This window comes from Paeniglutamicibacter gangotriensis Lz1y (genome assembly GCF_000348945.1).
Lineage (GTDB): Bacteria > Actinomycetota > Actinomycetes > Actinomycetales > Micrococcaceae > Paeniglutamicibacter > Paeniglutamicibacter gangotriensis.
In genome coordinates this window covers 64,260-84,113 of record NZ_AOCK01000005.1, presented here as the reverse complement: position 1 = coordinate 84,113, position 19,854 = coordinate 64,260, and the positions used below count along the sequence as shown (strand labels likewise).

20 protein-coding genes are annotated in these 19,854 nt (G+C 64.8%); 8 read left to right on the top strand and 12 right to left on the bottom strand.

Going from position 1 to position 19,854, the window contains the following annotated elements; all coding sequences use genetic code 11:
* Positions 1-58 precede the first annotated feature (58 nt).
* Together ADIAG_RS21855 and ADIAG_RS09535 are read right to left on the bottom strand one after the other, a co-directional pair.
* Positions 59-202: a hypothetical protein gene (locus tag ADIAG_RS21855; RefSeq protein ID WP_007271141.1), complete on the bottom strand. Its 144-nt coding sequence runs from the start codon at positions 200-202 to the stop codon at positions 59-61.
* 279 nt (positions 203-481) lie between these two features.
* Positions 482-1,669, bottom strand: a complete 1,188-nt coding sequence (locus tag ADIAG_RS09535) for an acetyl-CoA C-acetyltransferase (RefSeq protein ID WP_007271140.1) — start codon at positions 1,667-1,669, stop codon at positions 482-484.
* 53 nt (positions 1,670-1,722) lie between these two features.
* Here ADIAG_RS09535 and ADIAG_RS09530 point away from each other — a divergent pair, with 53 nt between their 5' ends.
* The gene (locus tag ADIAG_RS09530) at positions 1,723-2,514 is read left to right on the top strand and encodes an alpha/beta fold hydrolase (RefSeq protein ID WP_007271139.1); all 792 of its coding nucleotides are present in this window, start codon (positions 1,723-1,725) and stop codon (positions 2,512-2,514) included.
* Between the two features lie 16 nt (positions 2,515-2,530).
* On the opposite strand, the gene ADIAG_RS09525 is transcribed toward ADIAG_RS09530, so the two are convergent.
* Entirely contained in the window at positions 2,531-3,058 is a 528-nt protein-coding gene (locus tag ADIAG_RS09525; protein ID WP_007271138.1) for a universal stress protein, read from the bottom strand.
* A 196-nt stretch (positions 3,059-3,254) separates the two neighbouring features.
* Between ADIAG_RS09525 and hrpB the strand changes: the two genes are divergently transcribed.
* Together hrpB and ADIAG_RS09515 are read left to right on the top strand one after the other, a co-directional pair.
* A complete protein-coding gene (hrpB, locus tag ADIAG_RS09520) occupies positions 3,255-5,891 on the top strand; it encodes an ATP-dependent helicase HrpB (protein ID WP_152426112.1) in 2,637 nt (878 codons plus the stop codon).
* Between the two features lie 46 nt (positions 5,892-5,937).
* Positions 5,938-6,921 carry a DMT family transporter gene (locus ADIAG_RS09515; protein ID WP_152426111.1) on the top strand — a complete coding sequence of 328 codons (984 nt, stop codon included), beginning with the start codon at positions 5,938-5,940 and terminating at the stop codon, positions 6,919-6,921.
* A gap of 33 nt (positions 6,922-6,954) precedes the next feature.
* Here the strand turns inward: ADIAG_RS09515 and ADIAG_RS09510 are convergent, their stop codons facing one another.
* From ADIAG_RS09510 to ADIAG_RS09500, 3 genes are all read right to left on the bottom strand, one after another.
* Complete coding sequence (locus ADIAG_RS09510) at positions 6,955-7,368, bottom strand: hypothetical protein (RefSeq protein WP_007271135.1); 414 nt, start codon at positions 7,366-7,368, stop codon at positions 6,955-6,957.
* A gap of 269 nt (positions 7,369-7,637) precedes the next feature.
* On the bottom strand, positions 7,638-8,870 hold the full coding sequence (locus tag ADIAG_RS09505; RefSeq protein ID WP_007271134.1) for an acyl-CoA dehydrogenase family protein: 1,233 nt from the start codon (positions 8,868-8,870) through the stop codon (positions 7,638-7,640).
* Between the two features lie 88 nt (positions 8,871-8,958).
* Positions 8,959-9,642, bottom strand: a complete 684-nt coding sequence (locus ADIAG_RS09500) for a TetR family transcriptional regulator (RefSeq protein WP_007271133.1) — start codon at positions 9,640-9,642, stop codon at positions 8,959-8,961.
* A 216-nt stretch (positions 9,643-9,858) separates the two neighbouring features.
* On the opposite strand from ADIAG_RS09500, the gene ADIAG_RS09495 reads away from it, so the two are divergent.
* Together ADIAG_RS09495 and ADIAG_RS09490 are read left to right on the top strand one after the other, a co-directional pair.
* Positions 9,859-10,308: a DoxX family membrane protein gene (locus ADIAG_RS09495; protein ID WP_007271132.1), complete on the top strand. Its 450-nt coding sequence runs from the start codon at positions 9,859-9,861 to the stop codon at positions 10,306-10,308.
* Between the two features lie 478 nt (positions 10,309-10,786).
* On the top strand, positions 10,787-11,023 hold the full coding sequence (locus tag ADIAG_RS09490) for a hypothetical protein (protein WP_007271131.1): 237 nt from the start codon (positions 10,787-10,789) through the stop codon (positions 11,021-11,023).
* 33 nt (positions 11,024-11,056) lie between these two features.
* Here ADIAG_RS09490 and ADIAG_RS09485 read toward each other — a convergent pair whose 3' ends face one another.
* From ADIAG_RS09485 to ADIAG_RS09475, 3 genes are all read right to left on the bottom strand, one after another.
* Entirely contained in the window at positions 11,057-12,547 is a 1,491-nt protein-coding gene (locus ADIAG_RS09485; RefSeq protein WP_043474407.1) for a DHA2 family efflux MFS transporter permease subunit, read from the bottom strand.
* A gap of 104 nt (positions 12,548-12,651) precedes the next feature.
* Complete coding sequence (locus ADIAG_RS09480) at positions 12,652-13,644, bottom strand: PhzF family phenazine biosynthesis protein (RefSeq protein ID WP_007271129.1); 993 nt, start codon at positions 13,642-13,644, stop codon at positions 12,652-12,654.
* A gap of 159 nt (positions 13,645-13,803) precedes the next feature.
* Positions 13,804-14,367, bottom strand: a complete 564-nt coding sequence (locus ADIAG_RS09475; protein WP_007271128.1) for an AMIN-like domain-containing (lipo)protein — start codon at positions 14,365-14,367, stop codon at positions 13,804-13,806.
* A 182-nt stretch (positions 14,368-14,549) separates the two neighbouring features.
* On the opposite strand from ADIAG_RS09475, the gene ADIAG_RS09470 reads away from it, so the two are divergent.
* Positions 14,550-15,644: a mechanosensitive ion channel family protein gene (locus ADIAG_RS09470; protein ID WP_152426110.1), complete on the top strand. Its 1,095-nt coding sequence runs from the start codon at positions 14,550-14,552 to the stop codon at positions 15,642-15,644.
* Here ADIAG_RS09470 and ADIAG_RS09465 read toward each other — a convergent pair.
* Positions 15,641-16,294 (bottom strand): YqaJ viral recombinase family protein, encoded by a 654-nt coding sequence (locus ADIAG_RS09465; protein WP_007271126.1) that lies wholly within the window; start codon positions 16,292-16,294, stop codon positions 15,641-15,643. The genes ADIAG_RS09470 and ADIAG_RS09465 overlap by 4 nt on opposite strands.
* Positions 16,295-16,652: 358 nt before the next feature.
* Here ADIAG_RS09465 and ADIAG_RS09460 point away from each other — a divergent pair, with 358 nt between their 5' ends.
* The gene (locus ADIAG_RS09460; protein WP_007271125.1) at positions 16,653-17,696 is read left to right on the top strand and encodes a hypothetical protein; all 1,044 of its coding nucleotides are present in this window, start codon (positions 16,653-16,655) and stop codon (positions 17,694-17,696) included.
* Between the two features lie 30 nt (positions 17,697-17,726).
* On the opposite strand, the gene ADIAG_RS09455 is transcribed toward ADIAG_RS09460, so the two are convergent.
* Together ADIAG_RS09455 and ADIAG_RS09450 are read right to left on the bottom strand one after the other, a co-directional pair.
* Positions 17,727-18,302, bottom strand: a complete 576-nt coding sequence (locus tag ADIAG_RS09455) for a hypothetical protein (protein ID WP_007271124.1) — start codon at positions 18,300-18,302, stop codon at positions 17,727-17,729.
* A 127-nt stretch (positions 18,303-18,429) separates the two neighbouring features.
* Positions 18,430-18,753: a thioredoxin family protein gene (locus ADIAG_RS09450; RefSeq protein WP_007271123.1), complete on the bottom strand. Its 324-nt coding sequence runs from the start codon at positions 18,751-18,753 to the stop codon at positions 18,430-18,432.
* A 492-nt stretch (positions 18,754-19,245) separates the two neighbouring features.
* On the opposite strand from ADIAG_RS09450, the gene ADIAG_RS09440 reads away from it, so the two are divergent.
* Complete coding sequence (locus tag ADIAG_RS09440) at positions 19,246-19,551, top strand: hypothetical protein (protein WP_235045874.1); 306 nt, start codon at positions 19,246-19,248, stop codon at positions 19,549-19,551.
* Positions 19,552-19,854 lie beyond the last annotated feature (303 nt).

The window sequence follows — 19,854 nt, the reverse complement described above, 5'->3', positions numbered from 1 at the left end:
TCAGCCTAAGAGGAGAATCTGTGTGGAGGCTGGGGATAGGTAGGTAGTGAGCAGGGAATCAATAATTTGAGGGCGGATCCGAGGCCGGGAACGATTCGTCTTCCCATTCCTCGACCAACGCCTCGTCGTGTTCGCTGGCCACCTGTTCGGGTTCCGTGGCGGTCTCTTCTTCGTTGTCGTTGCCGACTGGTTTCTCGCTCATCACGTGTGCTCCTTGATCCGTAGAACATCTGGTCCGTCGGGCCGGTGAGGCCTGTTGTTTCAGTCTGGTCCGAACTTCTGAACTTGTCGAGGGCTGAAAGGGGCACTCGGACCCGAACCTCGGGGCGAGCTTTAAAGGGTTGAGCACCAGTCGGAAGGCTTGGGGGAATGCCTTATATCCGACCGGTGCTCTCATCACTCGCACCTTCATGAGGTAGTTACTACTCTAGGAACCAAACCTTTACGCCAGCTGTATGGTGCCCGGTAACCACGTGTGAAATTAGGCGCGCAGGACCAAGGCGTCCCCTTGGCCTCCACCGCCACACAACGAGACGACTCCGGTCCCGGAGCCGCGCCGGGCCAGCTCCATAGCTTGGTGCAGGACCAATCGGGCGCCCGAGGCCCCCACCGGGTGGCCCATGGCGATGGCGCCGCCCTCGGTATTAATCAGCGAGGGATCCACACCCAGGTTGGCTGCGGACTGTAGGACCACGGAGGCGAAGGCCTCATTGATTTCAATGGCATCCAAATCTTCGGCGGCAAGGCCCTCCTTGGCCAGCGCGGCCAGGATCGAGGAGCTCGGCTGGGAATGGAGTTGGCCATCGGGCCCGGCCGTCTGGCCATGGGCACCGATCTCACACATCCAGCTCAGGCCCGCCCGGCGTGCGGCCGCCTTGGAGGAAATGACCACCGCTGCGGCCCCGTCCGAGAGCGGAGAGGCCGAACCTGCGGTGATGGTGGCGGCAGGATCCTTGGAAAAAGCGGGGCGCAGTGCGGCCAGCTGTTCGGCGGTGGTGCCTGGCCTGATGCCTTCGTCGGCACTGATCACGAGATCCTCGCCACGGCGCTGCGGAATGGTGATCGGGGCGATCTCTGCCCCCAACTGCTGGGCGGAGGCAGCCGCACGCTGGTGCGAGCGGGCCGCATACTCATCTTGCTCCGCCCGGCCGATGCCCAGCTTCGCGTTGCCGGCCTCGGTGGCCGACCCCATCAATTCTCCGGTAAACGGGTCGGCCAAGGCATCGTGGTTCAACGAATCTTCTAGGGGTTTATCTCCCATGGCCAGCCCCGTGCGCATCCCGCGGACCAGATGCGGGGCGTTGGACATGGATTCTTGTCCCGCGGCCACGATGAAATCCGCTTCGCCGGCCCGGATCATCCGGGCCGCATCGATCACAGCGGTCAGCCCGGAGAGACAGAGTTTGTTGATGGTCACCGTCGGAACGTCCCAGCCGATTCCGGCCTTCAGCGCGGACTGACGGGCAGGTCCCTGGCCGGTGCCGGCCAAGATGACCTGACCCATGATGACGTGGTTGATGCGCTCTGCTGGAACTCCGCTGCGCTCAAGTGCCGCGGTGATCGCGTGGGCGCCGAGCTCGACGGCGGACAGCGAGGAAAGAGCCCCACGGAATTTTCCAAAGGGCGTGCGTGCCCCGCCAATAACCACGGGAGTCAGATCGTCATTCATCGGTGCTTCCTTCGCTTGGGAAAAGACCGGCTCGATGTCATAGGCTCGTACCTATGCCCCATGCAGTGAACCCGGTTGATGCCCAGACTATCTACTTCGACGCCAGCGATACAGGGGCCCCACCGGTGTTGATGCTGCACGGTTCCGCGCTGTCGCGTTCGATCTGGCGTGGACTGGGATACGTCAAGGCCCTAGAACCGGAATTCGACACTATTCGGATGGACCTGCGCGGCCACGGACGATCTGACAAGCCGCATGATCCTGCCTCGTATTGCATAGATCTGGTGCTCCAGGATGTCTTGGCGGTGCTCGAAGCCACCGGGCATGAGTCGGTGCACCTGGTGGGCTATTCCTTTGGCGCACGAGTGGGACTGTCGCTGGCCATCAAGCACCCGGCGATGGTCCGTTCGCTGACCATGCTGGGAGGGACCCATGCCATCGAGGCAGAACACATCAGCACGCTTTTCTTCGAAGGCTACCTCGAGGCCCTGAAGACGGGTGACATGAACGCCTTCATTGCCGGCATGGAATCCGACGGCGGGAAACTGGACCCGGCGACTCGTTTGGCCTTCGCCTCCAACGATGCCCTGGCCTTGGCTGCCTACTTCGAGTCCACCGAAGCCGGAAGCGCAGTGAGCGAGCTGCTGCTGGCGCAGATGAAAACTCCGACACTGCTGATGACCGGCACCCGAGACCGGCCGCGCATCGACCACTCACGGGTTATGGCCGCGGTGATGCCCCACGCCCGGTTGGTCGAACTGGAAGGTCGTACCCACGGCGGCACGCTCTTCCCGCCGCAACCGATCCTGGAGCAGTTGCTCCCGTTCCTGCGAGCCACCGCGTAACGAGCCCCCCCTTGGCTCAGGGCAGCATGCTGCTTCCTGATTTCCCGGGCGGCAGTACCGGGGGAACCACCAACACCGGAACCGAACGGCGGGAAAGTACTTTAGCCAAAGTCGAGGTGCGCAGCCGCGTGGAAGTGAAGCCCAGGCGCCGCGGCCGGGGAGATCCCAGGACCACCATCGAGGCGTCCAATTCAACGGCGTACGCCTCAAGCGCGGCGGCAGGATCTCCCACCAGTAGCCGCAGACTCCAACGCACCGGCGAATCCACTAACGCCGCACCGAGCTCATGGCGCAGCTGGTTCACGGCCACCGCACCGATTTCCTGCTGCTCGTCGCGGTCCAGTGTTTCAAAATCGATGCTGTCCGTCGCCGTCCACTCGGATGGCTCCAGACCAGAGACGGCGTAGGCACAGACCAGATCAAGCTCCAGGGCCACGGCCATTCGGGCGGCAGTGGCCAGCACTTCGGGATGCGGGTGCGGGAAAACACCCACCAGCACCGGATGGGGCCGGTGAATATTTTCTGTTCCGCGCAGTTCAGTCATGGTGCCCTCCCTGGCTCGTGGTCGTGGCGGTGCCGTGAGCAGCGTGTTCCTCCCAGTATGCCCGGGCCACACCGGGCCCCGATAGGGAGGGCTCATGGCGGCCAGCGTCCCAAGGCCCCGAGAAAAGCCTCCGTCACCGGCTGCGCATCGGCTTCAGCAGTCTCGTAAATCCGAGACCCAGTGGCAACACTGGATAATGGGGCAGGTGAGCACGCAGCAGATCCGGCAGGAAACCCCCCGACCCATCCACGACTTCGACTTAGGCGCCATCGGTCGCGGGCTGGTCTTTGCCCAATCGCTGCCCGAGCTTGCCGCGGCGCTCGAGGCCGGGGGCGCCGGCGCCACCGCGGTGATCCAGGCCCCACCGGGAACCGGCAAGACCACCCTGGTTCCGCCGCTGGTGGCCAACCACATCACGGCACGTACCGGGGTACCGGCACGCATCGTGGTCACCCAGCCGCGCCGCGTCGCGGCCCGTTCCGCGGCCCGCCGGCTGTCCTCCCTCGATGCCGGCGCCCCGGCGAAGCGAGTGGGCTTCACGGTGCGCGGAGAAAGCACCGCGGGCCCGGAGACCCTCGTCGAATTTGTGACACCGGGGATCCTGCTGCGCCGCCTGTTAGCGGATCCGGGGTTGGAGTCCGTCGACGCGGTGATCGTGGACGAAGTACATGAACGCGGGCTGGAAACCGATCTGTTGCTGGGCCTGCTGCGCGAGGTCCATGAGCTGCGCGGAGACCTGATGCTGGTGGCGATGTCCGCGACCCTTGATGCGCCGCGCTTCGCGGCCCTGCTGGGGTCAGCCAACGGGGAAGGCAGTGCCCCGGTCATCGACTGCCCCGCGGCGCTGCACCCGTTGGAAATCGTGTGGGTGCCTGCCGCGGCACCGCGCTTGACCGACCGCGGGGTCTCACGCACCTTCCTGAGTCATGTGGCTGCCACCGCCGCCGCCGCGCACACCGAGGCTCTGGGCCGGGAGCAAGGAATCGACGCGTTGGTGTTTGTGCCGGGGGCCTGGGAAGTTGCCGAGGTCGCCGCGCAGATCCGCACCCGGGTGCAAGACACCGAGGTGCTGGAACTACACGGGCAAGTCACCCCGGCCCTGCAGGATCGTGCGGTCTCCGGACGGGAACCCGGCGGGCTTGCGCGCATTATCGTCTCCACCTCACTGGCCGAATCCTCACTCACGGTCCCCGGAGTGCGCCTGGTCATCGACTCCGGTCTGGCCCGTGAACCCCGCCGGGATGCAGCACGCTCCATGAGCGGGCTGGTCACCGTCTCCGCCTCGCGCGCCTCGAGCATCCAGCGTGCAGGCCGTGCCGCACGCCAGGGCCCAGGCACCGTGGTGCGCTGCTTCGGGGAAAAGACCTTCGCCGCGGCCCCCGCACACCCACGGGCCGAGATCAGCGTGGCGGACCTGACCTCCGCGGCCCTGCTGCTGGCCTGCTGGGGTTCCCCAGGAGGACAGGGGCTACGGCTGCCCGAGGCCCCACCGGTCTCCAGCCTCGAGGCTGCCACCACAGTGTTGGCCCAGCTCGGGGCCATCGACGATGCCGGGCACGCCACCGCGTTGGGCCGCCGCCTGGCCTTGATCCCCGCAGACCCGCGGTTGGGTAGGGCGCTGCTCGACGGTACGGGGCTGTTGGGAGCCGCACAGGCCGCGCAAGTAGTGGCACTGCTGGCCGGAGACTACCGGGCGCAGGCTGCTGACCTCGGGGCACTATGGACTTCGCTGCGCCAGGGCGGGCACCCCGGCTCCGCAGCATGGAAACGTGAAACGGCCCGGCTGGAGCGTTTCGCCCGACAATCAGCAGGAACCCAGCGTCCAGCATCACCCGCCGCCGACGGCTTGGGTCTGGTGGTAGCGCTGGCCTATCCCGCCCAGGTGGCCCGCCGCGTCCACGGCGCGTCGGGAACCACCTACCTGCTGGCCTCCGGGACCCGGGCGGGCTTACCTGCCTCAAGCCCGCTGGCCCACCACGATTGGATCGCCGTGGCCGAGGTCGCCCGGGCCGCGGGCCGCGATGCCGCAGGAACCGGGGCATTGATCCGCGCCGCGGCACCCCTGAACGAAGACACGGCACTACTTGCCGCGGCACACCTTAACACCGAGGACACCAGCACCGTCTATGCCCGCGGCAAGCTCAGTGCCCGCAGGGTCCACCGGCTCGGCGCCATCGAACTATCCAGCACCCCGGTGGCGCCCACCCGCGCCGGTGGACGCGCCGCGGTATTGGCGGCACTGCGGGAGCAAGGACTGGGCATGCTGAAGTTCTCCGCCTCCGCGACGCTGCTGCGCAACAGGCTTTCCCTGCTGCACCGCGAACTTGGTGCCCCCTGGCCGGCCATGGATGAGGCCTCCCTGCTGGAGAGTGCAGAGACGTGGTTGGCCCCGGAACTTGAGGCGCTCGCCGGCGGCAAGCCCGCCGGGTCCCTGGCGTTGACCGATGCGTTGCGCAGGTTGCTGCCCTGGCCCGAGGCCACGGAGCTGGATGCGTTGGTGCCCGAACGCCTGGCGGTGCCCAGTGGTTCGCTGATCCGCATTGATTACCCTGACGTCGCCGACCCGGCCGCACCTCCGGTGGTGGCGGTGAAGTTGCAGGAATGCTTCGGTTTGGCGCTTTCTCCGACCTTGGTGCGTGGCCGGGTGCCGGTGCTCTTCCACCTGCTCTCCCCGGCCGGGCGCCCGCTGGCCGTCACCGACGACCTGGCATCCTTCTGGTCGGGGCCCTACACCCAGGTGCGAGCGGAGAACCGTGGCCGCTACCCCAAGCACCCATGGCCCGAGGACCCGTGGAGCGCGCCCGCCACCCGGCATGTGAAAAAGCGCATGTGACAGCCCTAATCCGCCCATGTCAGGCCCCCATGGCACACTGGTGGGCATGAGCGCACCCACCCCGACCCCCGTGGCGCAACGGCGTCGTCCCTCCGGCCTGCTGCTGGTGGCGCTGGCGGGAATCGCCTGGGGAACGATCGGCCCGGCCGTACAACTCGCGCACCAGGCCTCCGGGCTTTCCCCTTCGATGCTGGGCTCCTATCGGGCCGCTGCCGCGGCGTTCGTGCTGCTGGTGGCCGCAGCGGTGGCCGGGCGCCTGCGCGAATGCTGGGTGTTGGGCCGGGTTCACGCCCGGCCGGCCCTCGCCGTGGGCTCGCTGACCGCGGCGTTCCAGTTCTTCTTTTTCCTGGCGGTGGTGTGGGCGGGTGTCAGCGTTGGCACGGTGATTGCGCTGGGTCTGGCCCCGATGCTATTGCTGGTGCTCAAGGCCTTGCGGTCCCGGGCCTTTCCGCGGCTCGGTGAGTTGGCCACGGTGGCAGTGGCCCTGACCGGGTTGCTGCTGGTCAGCTTGGCAGGTACCGAGGTTTCGGCCGCGCCGCACCCGGTACCCGGGATCATCGCCGCGTTGATCTCGGGGACTGCCTTTGCGCTGGCCACCGATGCGGCGGTGCCGCTGTCGAGGGTGTTGGATCCTTTTGCTCTGACGGTCATCACCATGATCGTGGCTGCGGCCTGTCTGGTCCCGGCCGGACTGGTGGTGGCCTGGGTGAATGCCGAGCCGCTGGGAACCACTGATACCGGATCGTGGCTGATGATCATCTACCTGGGTGTGGTGACCATGGCGCTGGCCTATGGGCTGCTCTACGCCGGGCTGCGCACCACCTCGAGCGCCAATGCCGTGGTGGCCACGCTGCTGGAACCCGCCACGGCGGTGTTGATCGCGGTGCTTTTTCTGGGGGACAAGCCCACGGTGGCCTCGAGCATTGGCTTCTTCTTGATCATCGCGGCCATCGCCACGCTGGGGCGGCGCCCCAAGCGGCCGGTAGCAGACGGTACACCGGATGAAGTCATTGTTCCCGGCTCTGACTGACAGCACCGGCCGCGGGTGGCGCAGCCCCTGAGCTCAGGGAAGCAGCAGCCCCACCGCATACACGGCGCAGCCGACCGCGAGCCCGGCCAGCACCTGGGTAGAGGTGTGGTCCTTCAGCTCGACGCGTGACCATCCCACCGTTGCCGCCAGCGCTAGCGCCAATGCGGAGCCGATCTGCCCCACGGGTGTCAGCAGCTCCAACGCCACATAGGCAGCCACAGCGCTGTGGACCGAAAGCTTCCAGACGAGGTTCGCCAGGAAACACAGCAGCAGCCCCAAAAAGATGGTGCCGACGGCGCTGAACAGTCCGGCGGGAGCATCAAGCACCCAAAGCAGGACGGTGCCGACCAGCAACGAAAGTGCGGCCATGATCAGCACCGGTGCCCGCTGCCGGCGATCCCCGACGTGGTGATCGGAGATCTTGCCCCGGTGTTTCATCCACAGCATCGAGCCAAAGGGCAGCCCCGTAACAAAGAAAAAGCCACCATGGCCTGAGGCCAGGTGACTGCGGAGGTGAGAAACGGCTGGAGCAGCAAGAGTACGCTGACCAGGATTGCCGGGGACAAGATCTCGGTGACGTACCGGGCAAGCGGCGGCGCGGGGGATTGAATCATCCAATGATCATATGAAAATTCGTCTACCCGCCGCGAACTGGGCCGGTCTGGTTGCCGGGGGCAAGGACGCCATCGTGGTGTCCTTGCCCCCGGGTCGTGTTCCTAGGCGAAGGCGGAGATCCCGGTGATGGAACGTCCGATGATCAAGGCCTGCACGGTTTCGGTGCCCTCATAGGTGTGGATGGCCTCGATGTCGGCGATATGCCGGGCGACCCGGTGCTTGAGTAAGATACCGTTGCCGCCGAGCATGTCGCGTGCGTTGGACGCGATGCCGCGCGCCAACCTGGTGCAGGTGAACTTCGCCAGTGAGGCCTGCACCGGGGACAGCGTGCCGGCCTCCTCGCGGCGGGTTGCCTGCATGACAGAAAGCTGCATGGTGGCCAGCTCCGAGTGCATGCGTGCCAGACGCTCCTGGATGATCTGACTAGCTGCCAGCGGGCGGCCGAACTGGATGCGCTGAGCCGCGTACTGCACGGCGGTTTCGTAGCAGGCGGTGGCATGGCCCACCGCGGACCAGGCGACACCCAGCCGGGTGGCGAAGAGGACCTTGGCGGTGTCCTTGAAGCTGTTGGCGCCGGGCAGCACGTGGGAGTCGGGGACAAAGACGTTTTCCATGCGGATGTGAGCCTGCCAGATGGCGCGCAGCGAAAGCTTGCCCTCGATGGTGGTGCCGGTGTAGCCCTCCCACTCCTGCTGGACGATGAAGCCGCGGACCTTGTTCTCTTCGTCGCGAGCCCACACGATGGTGATTCCGCCGGTGGATCCGTTCCCGATCCACTTCTTTTCGCCGCTGATCCGGTATCCGCCGTCAACACGTACCGCGCGGGTTTCCAGTGAGACCGAGTCCGAGCCGTGGGTGGGCTCGGTCAGGGCGAAGGCGCCGAGGATTTCGGCGTTAGCCAGCTTGGGACCCCAGGTGGCGATCTGCTCGGGGGAGCCGCACTCGGTGATGGAGCGCAGGGCCAGCCCCGCCTGTACGGCGGCGATGGTGCCTACCGAGCCATCGGCTCGGGACAGTTCCATGTTCACTAATCCGGCGGCGAGCACGCTCATGTCCGGGTAGCCCGTCAGGGGGAGGCCGTCGCGCAGCAAATCCAGTTCGCCCAGGCGCGTGGCCAGGTCCAACGGGTAGTCGGCGGCGTCCCAGTACTTGTCGATGACCGGGCGGACCTCATCGAGCCCGAAAGCGCGGGCGCGGTCCCAGTATTCGCGGTCCGCGGCGTTGATGTCCTCGAAGAGTCCTGCCGGGTCGACGTCCACCTCGCCCCACACTTCGTACTCGGGTTCAACGACGCCTGCAGGGAATTCGGTGTTCAGGCTGGCTTCAGTGCTCATGGGGTGGCTGGTGCCCTTTCGAAATCGACGGAAATGTCGCTAGAGCACCAGCATACTGGAACGCAGTGTCACGTCAAGGGACTGCGTTTCATTTGTGGTTGCGGTCCAGGGCGTCGCGCACCTGGGACAGCACCGATTCGGTGTCCGGGGTGCCACCGGCAATGGTGATGACCACGGTGGTCGGTTCGGGTGCCGGGGCCGCCGTGGAGGGCTCGAGCACCGGGGCAAAGAGCGAGCCGAGCGCTGTGAGCTCGCGCTCCAGCTCGGGACGTCGGGCATCCTCGGGGTGCCGCAGCCAGCGACGCAGGTGGTCGTTGTGTACCGAGACCACCCCGGAAGCAAACGCGATGCACATGGCCCGGCCGTGGGTCAGCGAATACAGGCCACGGTCGCGCAGGTGGTTGCGGAAGACCCGTTCATAGCGGTGGATGGATACCAGCTCCCGGTCCCGCAGCGAGGGGACATCGAGTAGCAGCCGGTGACGCAGCTCGGCGGCCTCGGGCCTGGCGGTGTGTTGGTCGAAGACCGTCAGCCCGGCGTGCACCAATGAGGCCACGGGTCCTGCCGAGGAGGTGGCCAGCACCGTTTCTAAGTGGTGGATGATGGTCTCCATGTCGGCGAAGACCATTTCTTCCTTGGAACCGAAACGCCGGAAAAAGGTGGAACGAGAGATGCCCGCGGCCTGGGCCAACGCATCGACGCTGGTGGCATCGAAGCCCTTTTCGACGAGCAGGCGCAGCGCGGAATCGGGAACCGCGGAGGAGGTGATCATGCACGCGAATCTAGCACGAGGCACCCGTGGGTCGGCCCCTGCATGACGGTGCGGGATAAAAGTGTGGCCAACCCAATGTGAGGCAGGTTAGGTCCCGGGGGAGCCCAACCCGGCGCGCCACACCGTGGGCGGCCCTAGCGGCGGGGGCGGTGAAAACCATAAGGTGGGGGTAGTACGCAATGCACGATCCGCAGTCAACGACCAGGAGAAACCCCCATGGGCCTGAACATCGCCAACGTAGCACTACGACTCGTCTCGGGTGCCTATATCCTCAACAGCGGCATCGGCAAGCTGCGCATTCCTGCCGAATCGGCCGAAGGCCTGCAGTCGATGGCCTCCAACGCCATCCCACAGGTGGACAACATGGAACCTGCGGTATTCGGCAAGGCCTTGGCCGTCGGAGAAATCGCCGTGGGTTCTGCATTGCTGACCCCGTTCCTTCCCTCCCGCCTGGTGGGTCTGGGACTGGGCGCCTTCGCCGCGGGACTTGTGGCGACCTACCTGAAGACTCCGGGACTGACCGAGTCCGACGGCATCCGCCCCACACCTAACGGTGTGCCGATGGCCAAGGACTTCTGGCTGGCCGGCATCGCCGTGGCCTTGGTCTTCGGTCGCGGCAAGCACAAGACAAAGATCAAGGAAGTACCCGTCAAGGCCAAGAAGTAGCGCCACAGCGAAGTAACAAGACAGCAGGCACCGGGCCGATCGGCCCGGTGCCTGCTGTCTTGTGAGCGGGCGAAGACGCGGGCCGGGTCCGTTGTAAGGCGGCCGGCCGATCTCGCCATGTGCCATCATCCGTCCCGCTCAGCGGATAGGTGAAAAGAGCAGCGAAGATCATCAGGGGATTCTAGTCCTCGAATCCTCCCGCAGGTTTCACCCACGTTGATTCATGCTGAGGGGCCTCCTCGGACCGAGGCCGTGGTGGGCCTGCGGCGCTCAGGGCCGGACAGGGGCCAAGATCGGGGTCATCCCCGATGTTCCGGGCAGCGCCCCCGCCTAGGTTATTGTCCATGAGACACGCAGATTCAGGACGAGGAACGACCGCACCGCAGCTGGGCCTTGAATTTCACCGGGTCCCCGGGCTCCGAGTCGGTGGCAGGGTTCTGATCCGCGGCCTGTACAGCCAAGAATCTCGCAGCTTGCCATGAAAAAGCCTGACTTCCTCTACCTTCGGTACGGTATCAACGACCTGACCAAGAACATATCCGTCACGCTCGCGCTGGGAGTGCTGCTGGTCCTGAGCGGATTCCTGATGGACCGTAGGCTGTACCTCCGCGACGGCCAGCTGGTCGAGTCCCGTGATCTGGGGCCATGGAGTCGGCAGCGTTCGGCCGAACGCGAGGAGGAATTGCTCGGGTGGCTGGGCGGCATGGGTTTCTGAGAAGAGGCGCCGGCGCCCACAGCACTCACAGCACTACTGGCTCTTGCGTGCACCCTGACGGAACATCAGTGCCAGAAGTGCCGCGGCCATTGCCACGATGCCCGGAAGCAGTAGCGACTGACCCAGGCCCAGCGAGAAGGCCTGATGCAGGAACTCGGGAACCGGTTCCCCATTTGAGGCACCGGCACCGGCCGAGGCGGCCGCGGCACTCGATGACATCGAAGCCATGACCTTCTCGGATTCCACGGCGATCCGAGATTCCATCATCAACGCGATCAACGCCGAGCCCAGCACCGCGCCGACCTGCCGGGTGGTGTTATAGACCCCGGATCCTGCCCCAGCATCGGCCTGACCCAGATCGCGAGTGGCGGTCAGTGAGACCGAGGGCCAGATCATCGCCGAGCCCAGCCCCATGAACACCGGTGGGATCAGCAAGACCCAGAACGGGGTGTCGGCCCGCAGGATCAGCCCGTAGACGGTGATCGAGGCGCCGAAGAGGAAGAAGCCGGGGACGGCAAAGTACTTGGCTTCGATCTTGCCCACGTTTTTGCCGATGACCGGGGCCAGCACCCCGGCGACAATGGCCATGGGAGCGAGCATCAGCGCCGAGAGCGTCGGGGTGAGCCCGCGCACCGACTGCAGGTAGAGGATCATTGGGAAGCTCATGGCGGTGATGGACAGGCCCATGAACGCGATGGCGATGTTGGCCAGCGAGAAATTTTTGTCCTTGAACAGGCGCAGCGGCACCAACGGCTCGGCCCGGGTCGCCGCCTGCCACCAGATGAACGCCCCGAGCAGCAGCACGCCACCGATGATCAGATGCCAGGAACCGATGGGGCCGATGAACGGCTTCCAGTCATGTCCGTTGCCCTCCTGGATGCCGAAGACCAGCGCGAACATCGCCGCGGCGCTGAGGAATACGCCGAGCCAATCGAAGGAATGCGAGTGGCGCTCAAGCTCCGGGACCTTGAGCAGCACCCGCCAGATGGCCAAGATGCCGATTGGCACGTTGACAAAGAAGATCCATTCCCAGCCCAGGGTGTCGACAAACACGCCGCCGGCGATCGGTCCCACTAGCGTGGCGATGCCCGCCACCGCGCCCCATACGCCCATGGCCGCGCCGCGGCGGGCGTAGGGGAACATGCGGGTAATGAAGGTCATGGTCTGCGGGCTCATCAGCGAGGCTCCGAGTCCCTGCACCACCCGGGCAATGATCAGCGTGGTGACATCGGGCGCCAGACCGCACCACAGCGAGGAGAGCGTGAAGATCACCAGGCCGATGAGGTAGATGGTGCGCGGACCAAATCTGTCGCCGAGGCGCCCGGTGATCAGCAGCGGCACGGCGAAGGCCAGCAGATAGGCGCTGTTCACCCAGATGACCCCGTTGATGTCGGTGTCCAGGCCATGCATGATCGCCGGCATCGCGGTGGAGACGATGGTGGAGTCCACCAAGATCATGAAGAACCCGATGACCAGTGCCCAGAGGGCACCCCAGGCGCGTTTGTCCTCGGTCTGTGCCGTCACATCCTGTTTCACCATCACCGCTAGAGTTTACGCCCGGACATCCGGTGCTGAGGGGTTCCTGAGCCGAAGCTCACAGCCCATCATCCGCGATCCGCTTCGAATGTCTAGGGAAGGTTGACGACACCGTCGATGCAAGTCACCGAATGTCCGGCAATCCACACCCCGGACGCGTCGCGGTTCACGTGCAAGATCGCCGCTCGACCCAGCCGGGTGCCCTGACGCACGGTGTAGGACTCCGGGGCCAGCCCGGCCCCTGCAAGCCACTCACCGAAGCCCGCGTTCAGCGACCCGGTGGCGGGGTCCTCCTGCAAGCCCTCGCCGGGGCAGAAGGCGCGCACCTCGTAGTCTGCCGGGGCACCTGTGACAACGTTGCCGAAACGCTCCGAGCGGCGGGCATCGGCGTCGGAGACCGGACGCAATTCCTCGCGGGCGCCGGCGGGACGCTGTTCGCGCTGGGCCGGGTCGTAGGATCCTGCCCGTCGCTCGCCGACGGTGTGCAGTCCGATGACCCCGACTTCCAGCCCGGCCAACGCCACGTAGTCAGGTTCCAAGGAGAGCACCAGATCGGCGTCGCGCAGCAGCAGCCCGGCCCAATTCGGTCCGTTGGCCAGCCACTGGTGCGCCAACACGTCTTCACGCTTCAGTCCCAGGCCGCCCAACGCCCATTCGAGTACGTCCTCCTCCAGGGCCCCGGTCCGCACCAGTGGGGGAGCCTTGAAGGCCAGTGCTTCGGTGTCGGTGCTTTCCTCGCCGGGGACGCGGCGGACCTCGATGAGTCCGGCAGCGCATTCCTGGATCAGTGCGGCGGGGTTCTTGGGTACGCCCCCGGTTTCGAGCCAGGCGTGCGCGGCACCCAGGGTGGGATGCCCGGCAAAGGGCAACTCGGTGGTGGTGGTGAAGATCCGCACGCGGTAGTCGGCATCGGGGTGTGTGCTCGGCAGCAGGAAGGCCGTTTCGGCCAGGTTGGTCCAATTGGCGAAGTTCAGCATCTGCGCATCGCTTAACCCCTGCCCGTCCAGCACCACGGCCAGGCCGTTGCCGGTGTAGGGGGAGGAAGAGAAGACATCGACTTGCTTGTATGGGCGGGCAATACTCATAAATGAATCGTGACACATCCGCCGGTCGGTTGCCCCGGATGACGTCGTTTTGTCATGCAGCTTGGCGTACCTGTCCCGCACGGGACGAGGCGCGGGCCCCGCTCCCTCATGATTCGGTGGAGCGTGACCCGCGCCCGGGGCTGGGGTGGTGCCGCTGTACTACCAGCGGTGGGCCACGTCGATGACCATCCGGCTGCCGCCGTCGGCGTCGGAGAGCACGAAGGTCCTAAACGGGAGCCTGGCGCGAACACCTAGCCCGAAGGAACTCTGGCCCTCGTAGCTGCCCAGGAAGGCGACCTGCTTGAAGGTGCTGTAGTTCGAGACGTTGCGTACGTTCAGCCGGTTGGAGGGGTAGTAGGTCGGAGTCCCGGAGGAGGTGTAGGCAGGTGCCTTGAGGATGATGCGCAGATCTGCTGCCCCGGACAGCGGAACATGCTTGCCCTGTCCTTCGGTGTAGACGGCCGAGACATAACGGACGTCGTAGCCTTTCACCTTGCCGTTGAGATCGATGACCATTCGGTCGAAGCAGTCATGGCGTCCGGTGCGGACATTGGAGATGGTGGCGGTTCCCTGTCCGGCGACCGAATCGGCCATCGACCCCCACACGATGCCGCAATACGACACGGTGGCAGGAATGTGGGGTGCCGCCGGTGCTGCCGGGGCGATGCCCAGACCGGCCAAGAGCAGTGCTCCGGACAATGATGCGGCGATCCTGGTTTTCATGATGTTCCTCGCTTAGTGCGACCGTGGTTCGGTTCGGTGGTGAGATCAGGATGCGCGCACCCAAAGGGCGCCGCAAGTGGGGTTATGCACTGTGCACCGCATTGCAATGCATAGGTGATGTGGACGGTGTGCCGCACCCGATGTCCAGCGGGCATCCATCGGTGTGTGACAACCTTGTTGATATGCAGATTCTTGTCCCTGGAACACTCGACGACGCCCTCAATGAGGTCGTGGAGAACACAAACGCATTACCTGACCCCCTCCGCCCGTGGATTGTGGTTGCGATCGGGTTACTGGCCGCGCTGCTCATTACGGTGGTCATAGCCTTTGTCATGGCCCGTTTCCGCCGCCGATTCCCGGGTCTGGAGACCACCAAGAACCCCGGGCGCAGCCCGATGCTGCTGACACTCTCGTTTGCGTTCACCAAGGTCTCGGTGTCGGTGGCCTTCGAGGAGACGAAGTGGACGGAGTTGTGGCAGTTCCTGTTGCTGCTGGGGCTCATCGCCTCCATCGCCTGGCTGCTGATCGTGTCCATGGGCCTGCTCGAGGACATGCTGCTGGCCAAATACCGCACCGACGAGGGAAATCCGCGCCGCCTGGCCAAGATCCAAACACAGGTCGGCTTGCTGCGCCGGGTCGGCTCCGCACTGATCGTGACCCTGGCGGTGGCAGGTGCGCTGCTCACGATTCCTGAGGTCAGGGCGCTGGGAGCGGGGCTATTGGCCTCCGCAGGGCTGATTTCCGTGGTCGCTGCGCTCGCCGTGCAGTCGTCCTTGGCCAATATTTTTGCCGGGCTGCAGATCGCCTTCACCGATGCCATCAGGGTCAACGACACCGTGGTGGTGGAGGCCGAGCGTGGGAACATCGAAGAAATCACCCTCACCTACGTGGTGGTGCTGCTGCTGGACGGACGCCGGATGATCATCCCCTCCACCTACTTCACCACGACCCCGTTCGAGAACTGGTCGCGCCGCAGCACCGAGATCAACGGAACCGTGCTGCTGGATTTGAACTGGAACGCCCCCATCGAGCACCTGCGCTCGCGCACCGAGCAGCTGCTGGCTTCCACCGACCTGTGGGACGGACGCGTGGGTACCCTGAACGTGACCGATGCCGTCGGCGGCATCGTGAAGGTCACGATCATGCTCAGTTCCAGGAACCCGGGGGATTTGTGGGAGTTGCGGAACTTCATCCGCGAACATCTGATCTCCGAGCTGCGTCGGGACTACCCCGACGCGCTTCCCAAGCCGTTGATGCCCGGGACGGCGCAAGCCTAAAGGTAGAGGGCCGCGGCCCCGTAGGCTTCGCGGGCGGCCGCGGTGCGTTCGCGCAGCACCGCCACCATCTCATCGGCCTTGAGAATCAAGTCGGCGATTGCCGCGTCGTCGCGGTCCACCCAGCGGGTCAGCGGTTCGGCGTGCGTGGGCACAAAGTCGCGGTGCGGTTCCCACACAAAGAGTGTGCGTTCGGCGCCCAGGACGTATTGCTGCCAGAACACCTGGCGCAGATAGCTGCGCGGGATGGTCTTGAACGGTTTGTTGGTGGTCTTGATTTCCGCCAGTTCCACCCGTCCGTGCTCCCTGATTCCCAATCCATCGGGGGTGGCTAAGTGGATGTGGTTCTCCGCGGCGTGGAAGAGCTGGCTGGAGGGCTGGATGGCGAAGTTCTCGTGCACCCAGGCGGCGATCACCGGTTCGCGGGCCCGCCCGTGGTCGGTGTAGGGGTTCCCGCCGAAGCCGGACCCGTTGAGCTTGTCCCAGGCCGCGGACTGGATCGACTTGGGGGTCGATAACTTGGCAACGTCGGTGGCCGTGATGCCCTGCGAACGGGCTCGCAGCCACGCGATCCGGTTCGTTGAATCGGCGACGATGCGTCGCAGGCAGGCGGCAGTGGCGGGTTCAACGGGCGAGGGGATCACCTGACCCATTCTTCACAATAAAGCCCCACACCGCGAACCGGCGGCGCGCCGCCGCATAGATGCTGGCATGCGCCACCACTGGCTTCGGTCCTTGGCACCGATGGTCTCCGTACCTCACGGCACAAGATCATGGGTGCGGCGCGTCCAGGGCACTGGTCTGACCGAGGCCCCGGTGGGATGGGGCACAACGTGCCACGGAATGGTTTGCGTGCTCGGGGTCCCGCGAGGGAAGATGCGGGCATGGGACGTCCAACACCTGAAGTCATTGAATCCCTCATGGACCGGGCCGCCGAGCTCAAATCGGCACTGATCGACTACGCCACGTCACCCGGATTCAAAAAAACGCCTGGCCGCACGCTACGGCGACGTGCTCAAAACCGGGCTGAGCCGGGAGAATTCCCTCTTCGAAGCCATCGAATCGATTCTCTACGACCGGGGCCCCGGGTCCGAGCCGTTGATCGAACGCTACCTGCGCACCAACAAGACGCTCGACGATGCAGACCGGGCCATCTACGAGTCTTGGCGCGACCGTGGGATCTTCGGTGTCTTCAAGGTCACCGAACATGCGGGGGATCGGATCCTGCTGCACAACCTCATCGACGAGCTCGACTATGAGACTTACGCGTCGCAGGGCGCGGACGCGATCACCAGTCTAACCTCCGGAGGATTCGCGATGACGCGGATCGTGCCGATTGGGAACATCTACACGCTCAGCGGGACCACCAAAAATTTCGGCCAGCAGGATGCGGCCACCGCCAAATCCCTGGCCGCGCGTCTCCTGAGTCTCGATCACGCACTGCCGTTCCACAATCCGCAGAAGCTTGCCGCGGCCCGGGCCACCGTGGCCCAGAACCACCGCATCTTCGGCGGACTCTTCGGCTCCCACGTGCTGCAGGGAACCGGCGCCCAGATGATTGAGGCCTACCGCACCTTTCTTGAAGCGAGCCGGCGCGAGGCTTCGGCCGGGAACGACGAGCCGGAAGACGACGCCCGCAGCGGTCTCCGGCTGGCGCCGGATGAGAGTTTCCCCGCCGGGTTTGCCGCACGACAAGAGGTACGTTTGGTGCATCACCCGGTGAAATCAGCGGTGTTCCTGGTGGACTACGAGGCCCTCGAAGACGCCCACCGCACCCCACCCGACGATGCCCCGGATCCGGGTGCCGCGGTACTGCGTGGGTACCTGGAAGATGACCAGATCCCCTGCTTCATCCTGGAGGATCTCGCGGACCGGCACCCGGACACGGTCGACGAGTTGTACCAGGTAGCGCTCGCGCGTCCCAGGTTTTCCTGGCACGACGACGGGCAGGCGCTGCTACGCACGTACAAGCCGGCGGCCACCCACCACGCGGACTTGCCCAGGATCGCCATGGTCCCGGTTTCCCTCTCAGAGGCCTACCAAAACCTCACCTAGCGCCGTGCGCCCGATGCCCGGGGCCGGTTCTCAGGTCCGGGGCTCGATCCGCTCGACGTAGCCGACCAGCGGGCTGGCGACCACGGTGATCGCCTGCCCGGGAAGCAACCCGCGGGCCTTCCGCCGGTTCCGCAGCGTCCACGCCCGGGTCCCGTTGCCGGTGTCGATGACCAGCTCGTGGCGGACCCTGCGCCGCTCGGCCCAGGACAGCCCGACGTTGTTGTTCTTGCGGTCCCACAGCGCGTTGTTCACCACATCGGGCAGGAAGTCCAAGAACTTGCGCTCGGAGATGCTGATGACGGTTCCGGGGACCGAGGTGCGCGGCACCAAATCCAGGATGCCCACGGCGATCTTCACCAGTGCGGCCAGTGCCAGCACCACCAGCACGACTCCGGCCAGGACGAGGAACCCGCCCAATTGGGCGGCCCCGGCATCCACCGCCGCGAGCTGCCGCATCTCGGCGCGCATCCTGATGCCCACCACCAGCAGCACGATGCAGATCGCGGCCTGGAGCGCGCCGCGCAGAATCAATGAAAGGGGCGCATGCCCCGAGAACGGGCGCAGCGAAACCCCCAGGTACCGCGTCCACGAAGTCGTGTTTTCCATGTCCAACCATTCCCCCTTTGGCTATGCACAGGCAGGGGGGAATGAACACACCCCTTGACCGGAGCAGAACAGATATTCAAGCAGTAGGCCACACTCGAAAGGCCCAAAACGTACTGGTCAGCACAGCTTAGCCCGAAGCCGCAGGAAGTGGAACGGGTGCACCCGCGCAGCCAGAGTCTCGTGGTTCCTGGTCCAATGCGAGCGCCGCCGCGACCAACACGTGCTGCACGCTGGGCACACCCGAAGCCCTGTACACCTCGGTGCCGTCCCTGCGCACCACCAAGGTGGGGGTCGAAATGATTCCTGCGGCCTGGGACTCGTCAAGGTGGGAGAGGACGTCGACCTCGCGGATCGTCGCTTGGGGCAGCAGCCTGCCCGCATCGCGGAGCACGGAGCGGGCCCGCACGCACGGCGCGCAGAAGGCAGAGGTATAGAGAATCAGTTCCATCATCCAGGGACAACCGCGTAGCAACGCATTCGATTCCCCTTACAACTGGATTGTCCAGGGTTCCGCTGGATTTGTCTCGAGTTTGGGGAGCCTCAGAATGTAACGCATGATCATGTCGCATGGCTATGGGCGCCAGCAACGGTACGTTTTTTCGATGCTAGCTTCGGCTGACCTTCGCATACGTTCCGAGCAGGTGCAGCTCATGCTCGCTGAAAAACATGCGTTGAGCTTTGATGTCGGATGCCTAAGGGGCTTTGGTCTGCGAAACCGGCGCATCTATCTGGACTCGAAGGAGTCTCCGGGATTCTGGTGACCGGCGGGGAATCTGAGGTTGAGCCCTTTGACGAGAAGGGAAATTGACCCATGCGAACCAGCAAGCACCATCTTTCGCTACTGGTTCAGCGCACCCGTTGTGCTATGAGCAAGAAAGGATCAATTGGGCTTGTGGGTATTACCCACACGTGCTGTAATGGTGTGCAAGCAGTTCTAACCACGATGGGGATTAACAAGATGGACGAGCGTGGCTTTGTGCCTGCAGGAGAACTGATCGCCGATGGGCGCTCACGCATGGCCTTCGGCAAGGTTGGTGTGCGGCACGATGATAAATACGCAGTGGCCGTCAACGACGACGGGGAAATACTGTTGACACCGTTGGCTTCCGTGCCCCTCCGAGAACTGTTGATCTGGGAAAATGCGCAGGTTCGCGAAGCCCTCAGCCGCGGACTCCTGGAAGCCGCAGCTGGCGACGTCGATGATCTCGGAGACTTCACCCAGTTCATCGACAAAGATGACGACGCTTAATGGCGTTCAACTTGCGCTTTACGAAACAGGCTCAGAAGGATCTTCAAGGGCTTAGTAAGAGTGGGCACTCAGCCGAAAGGTTGAAAAAGGTCCGAAAGGCCCTTGGTAAGTTGCAGGAAGATCCTAAGTATCCTGGGTTGAGGTCCCACAAATACCATTCGGCGCAGGGCCCGGCAGATACTGATGTCTGGGATTCCTACGTTGAGAACAACACGCCATCGGCGTGGAGAATCTTTTGGCAGTACGGGCCAGAGCCAGGCGTGATCACCATTGTTATGATAACCCCACACCCTTGATCTTCCC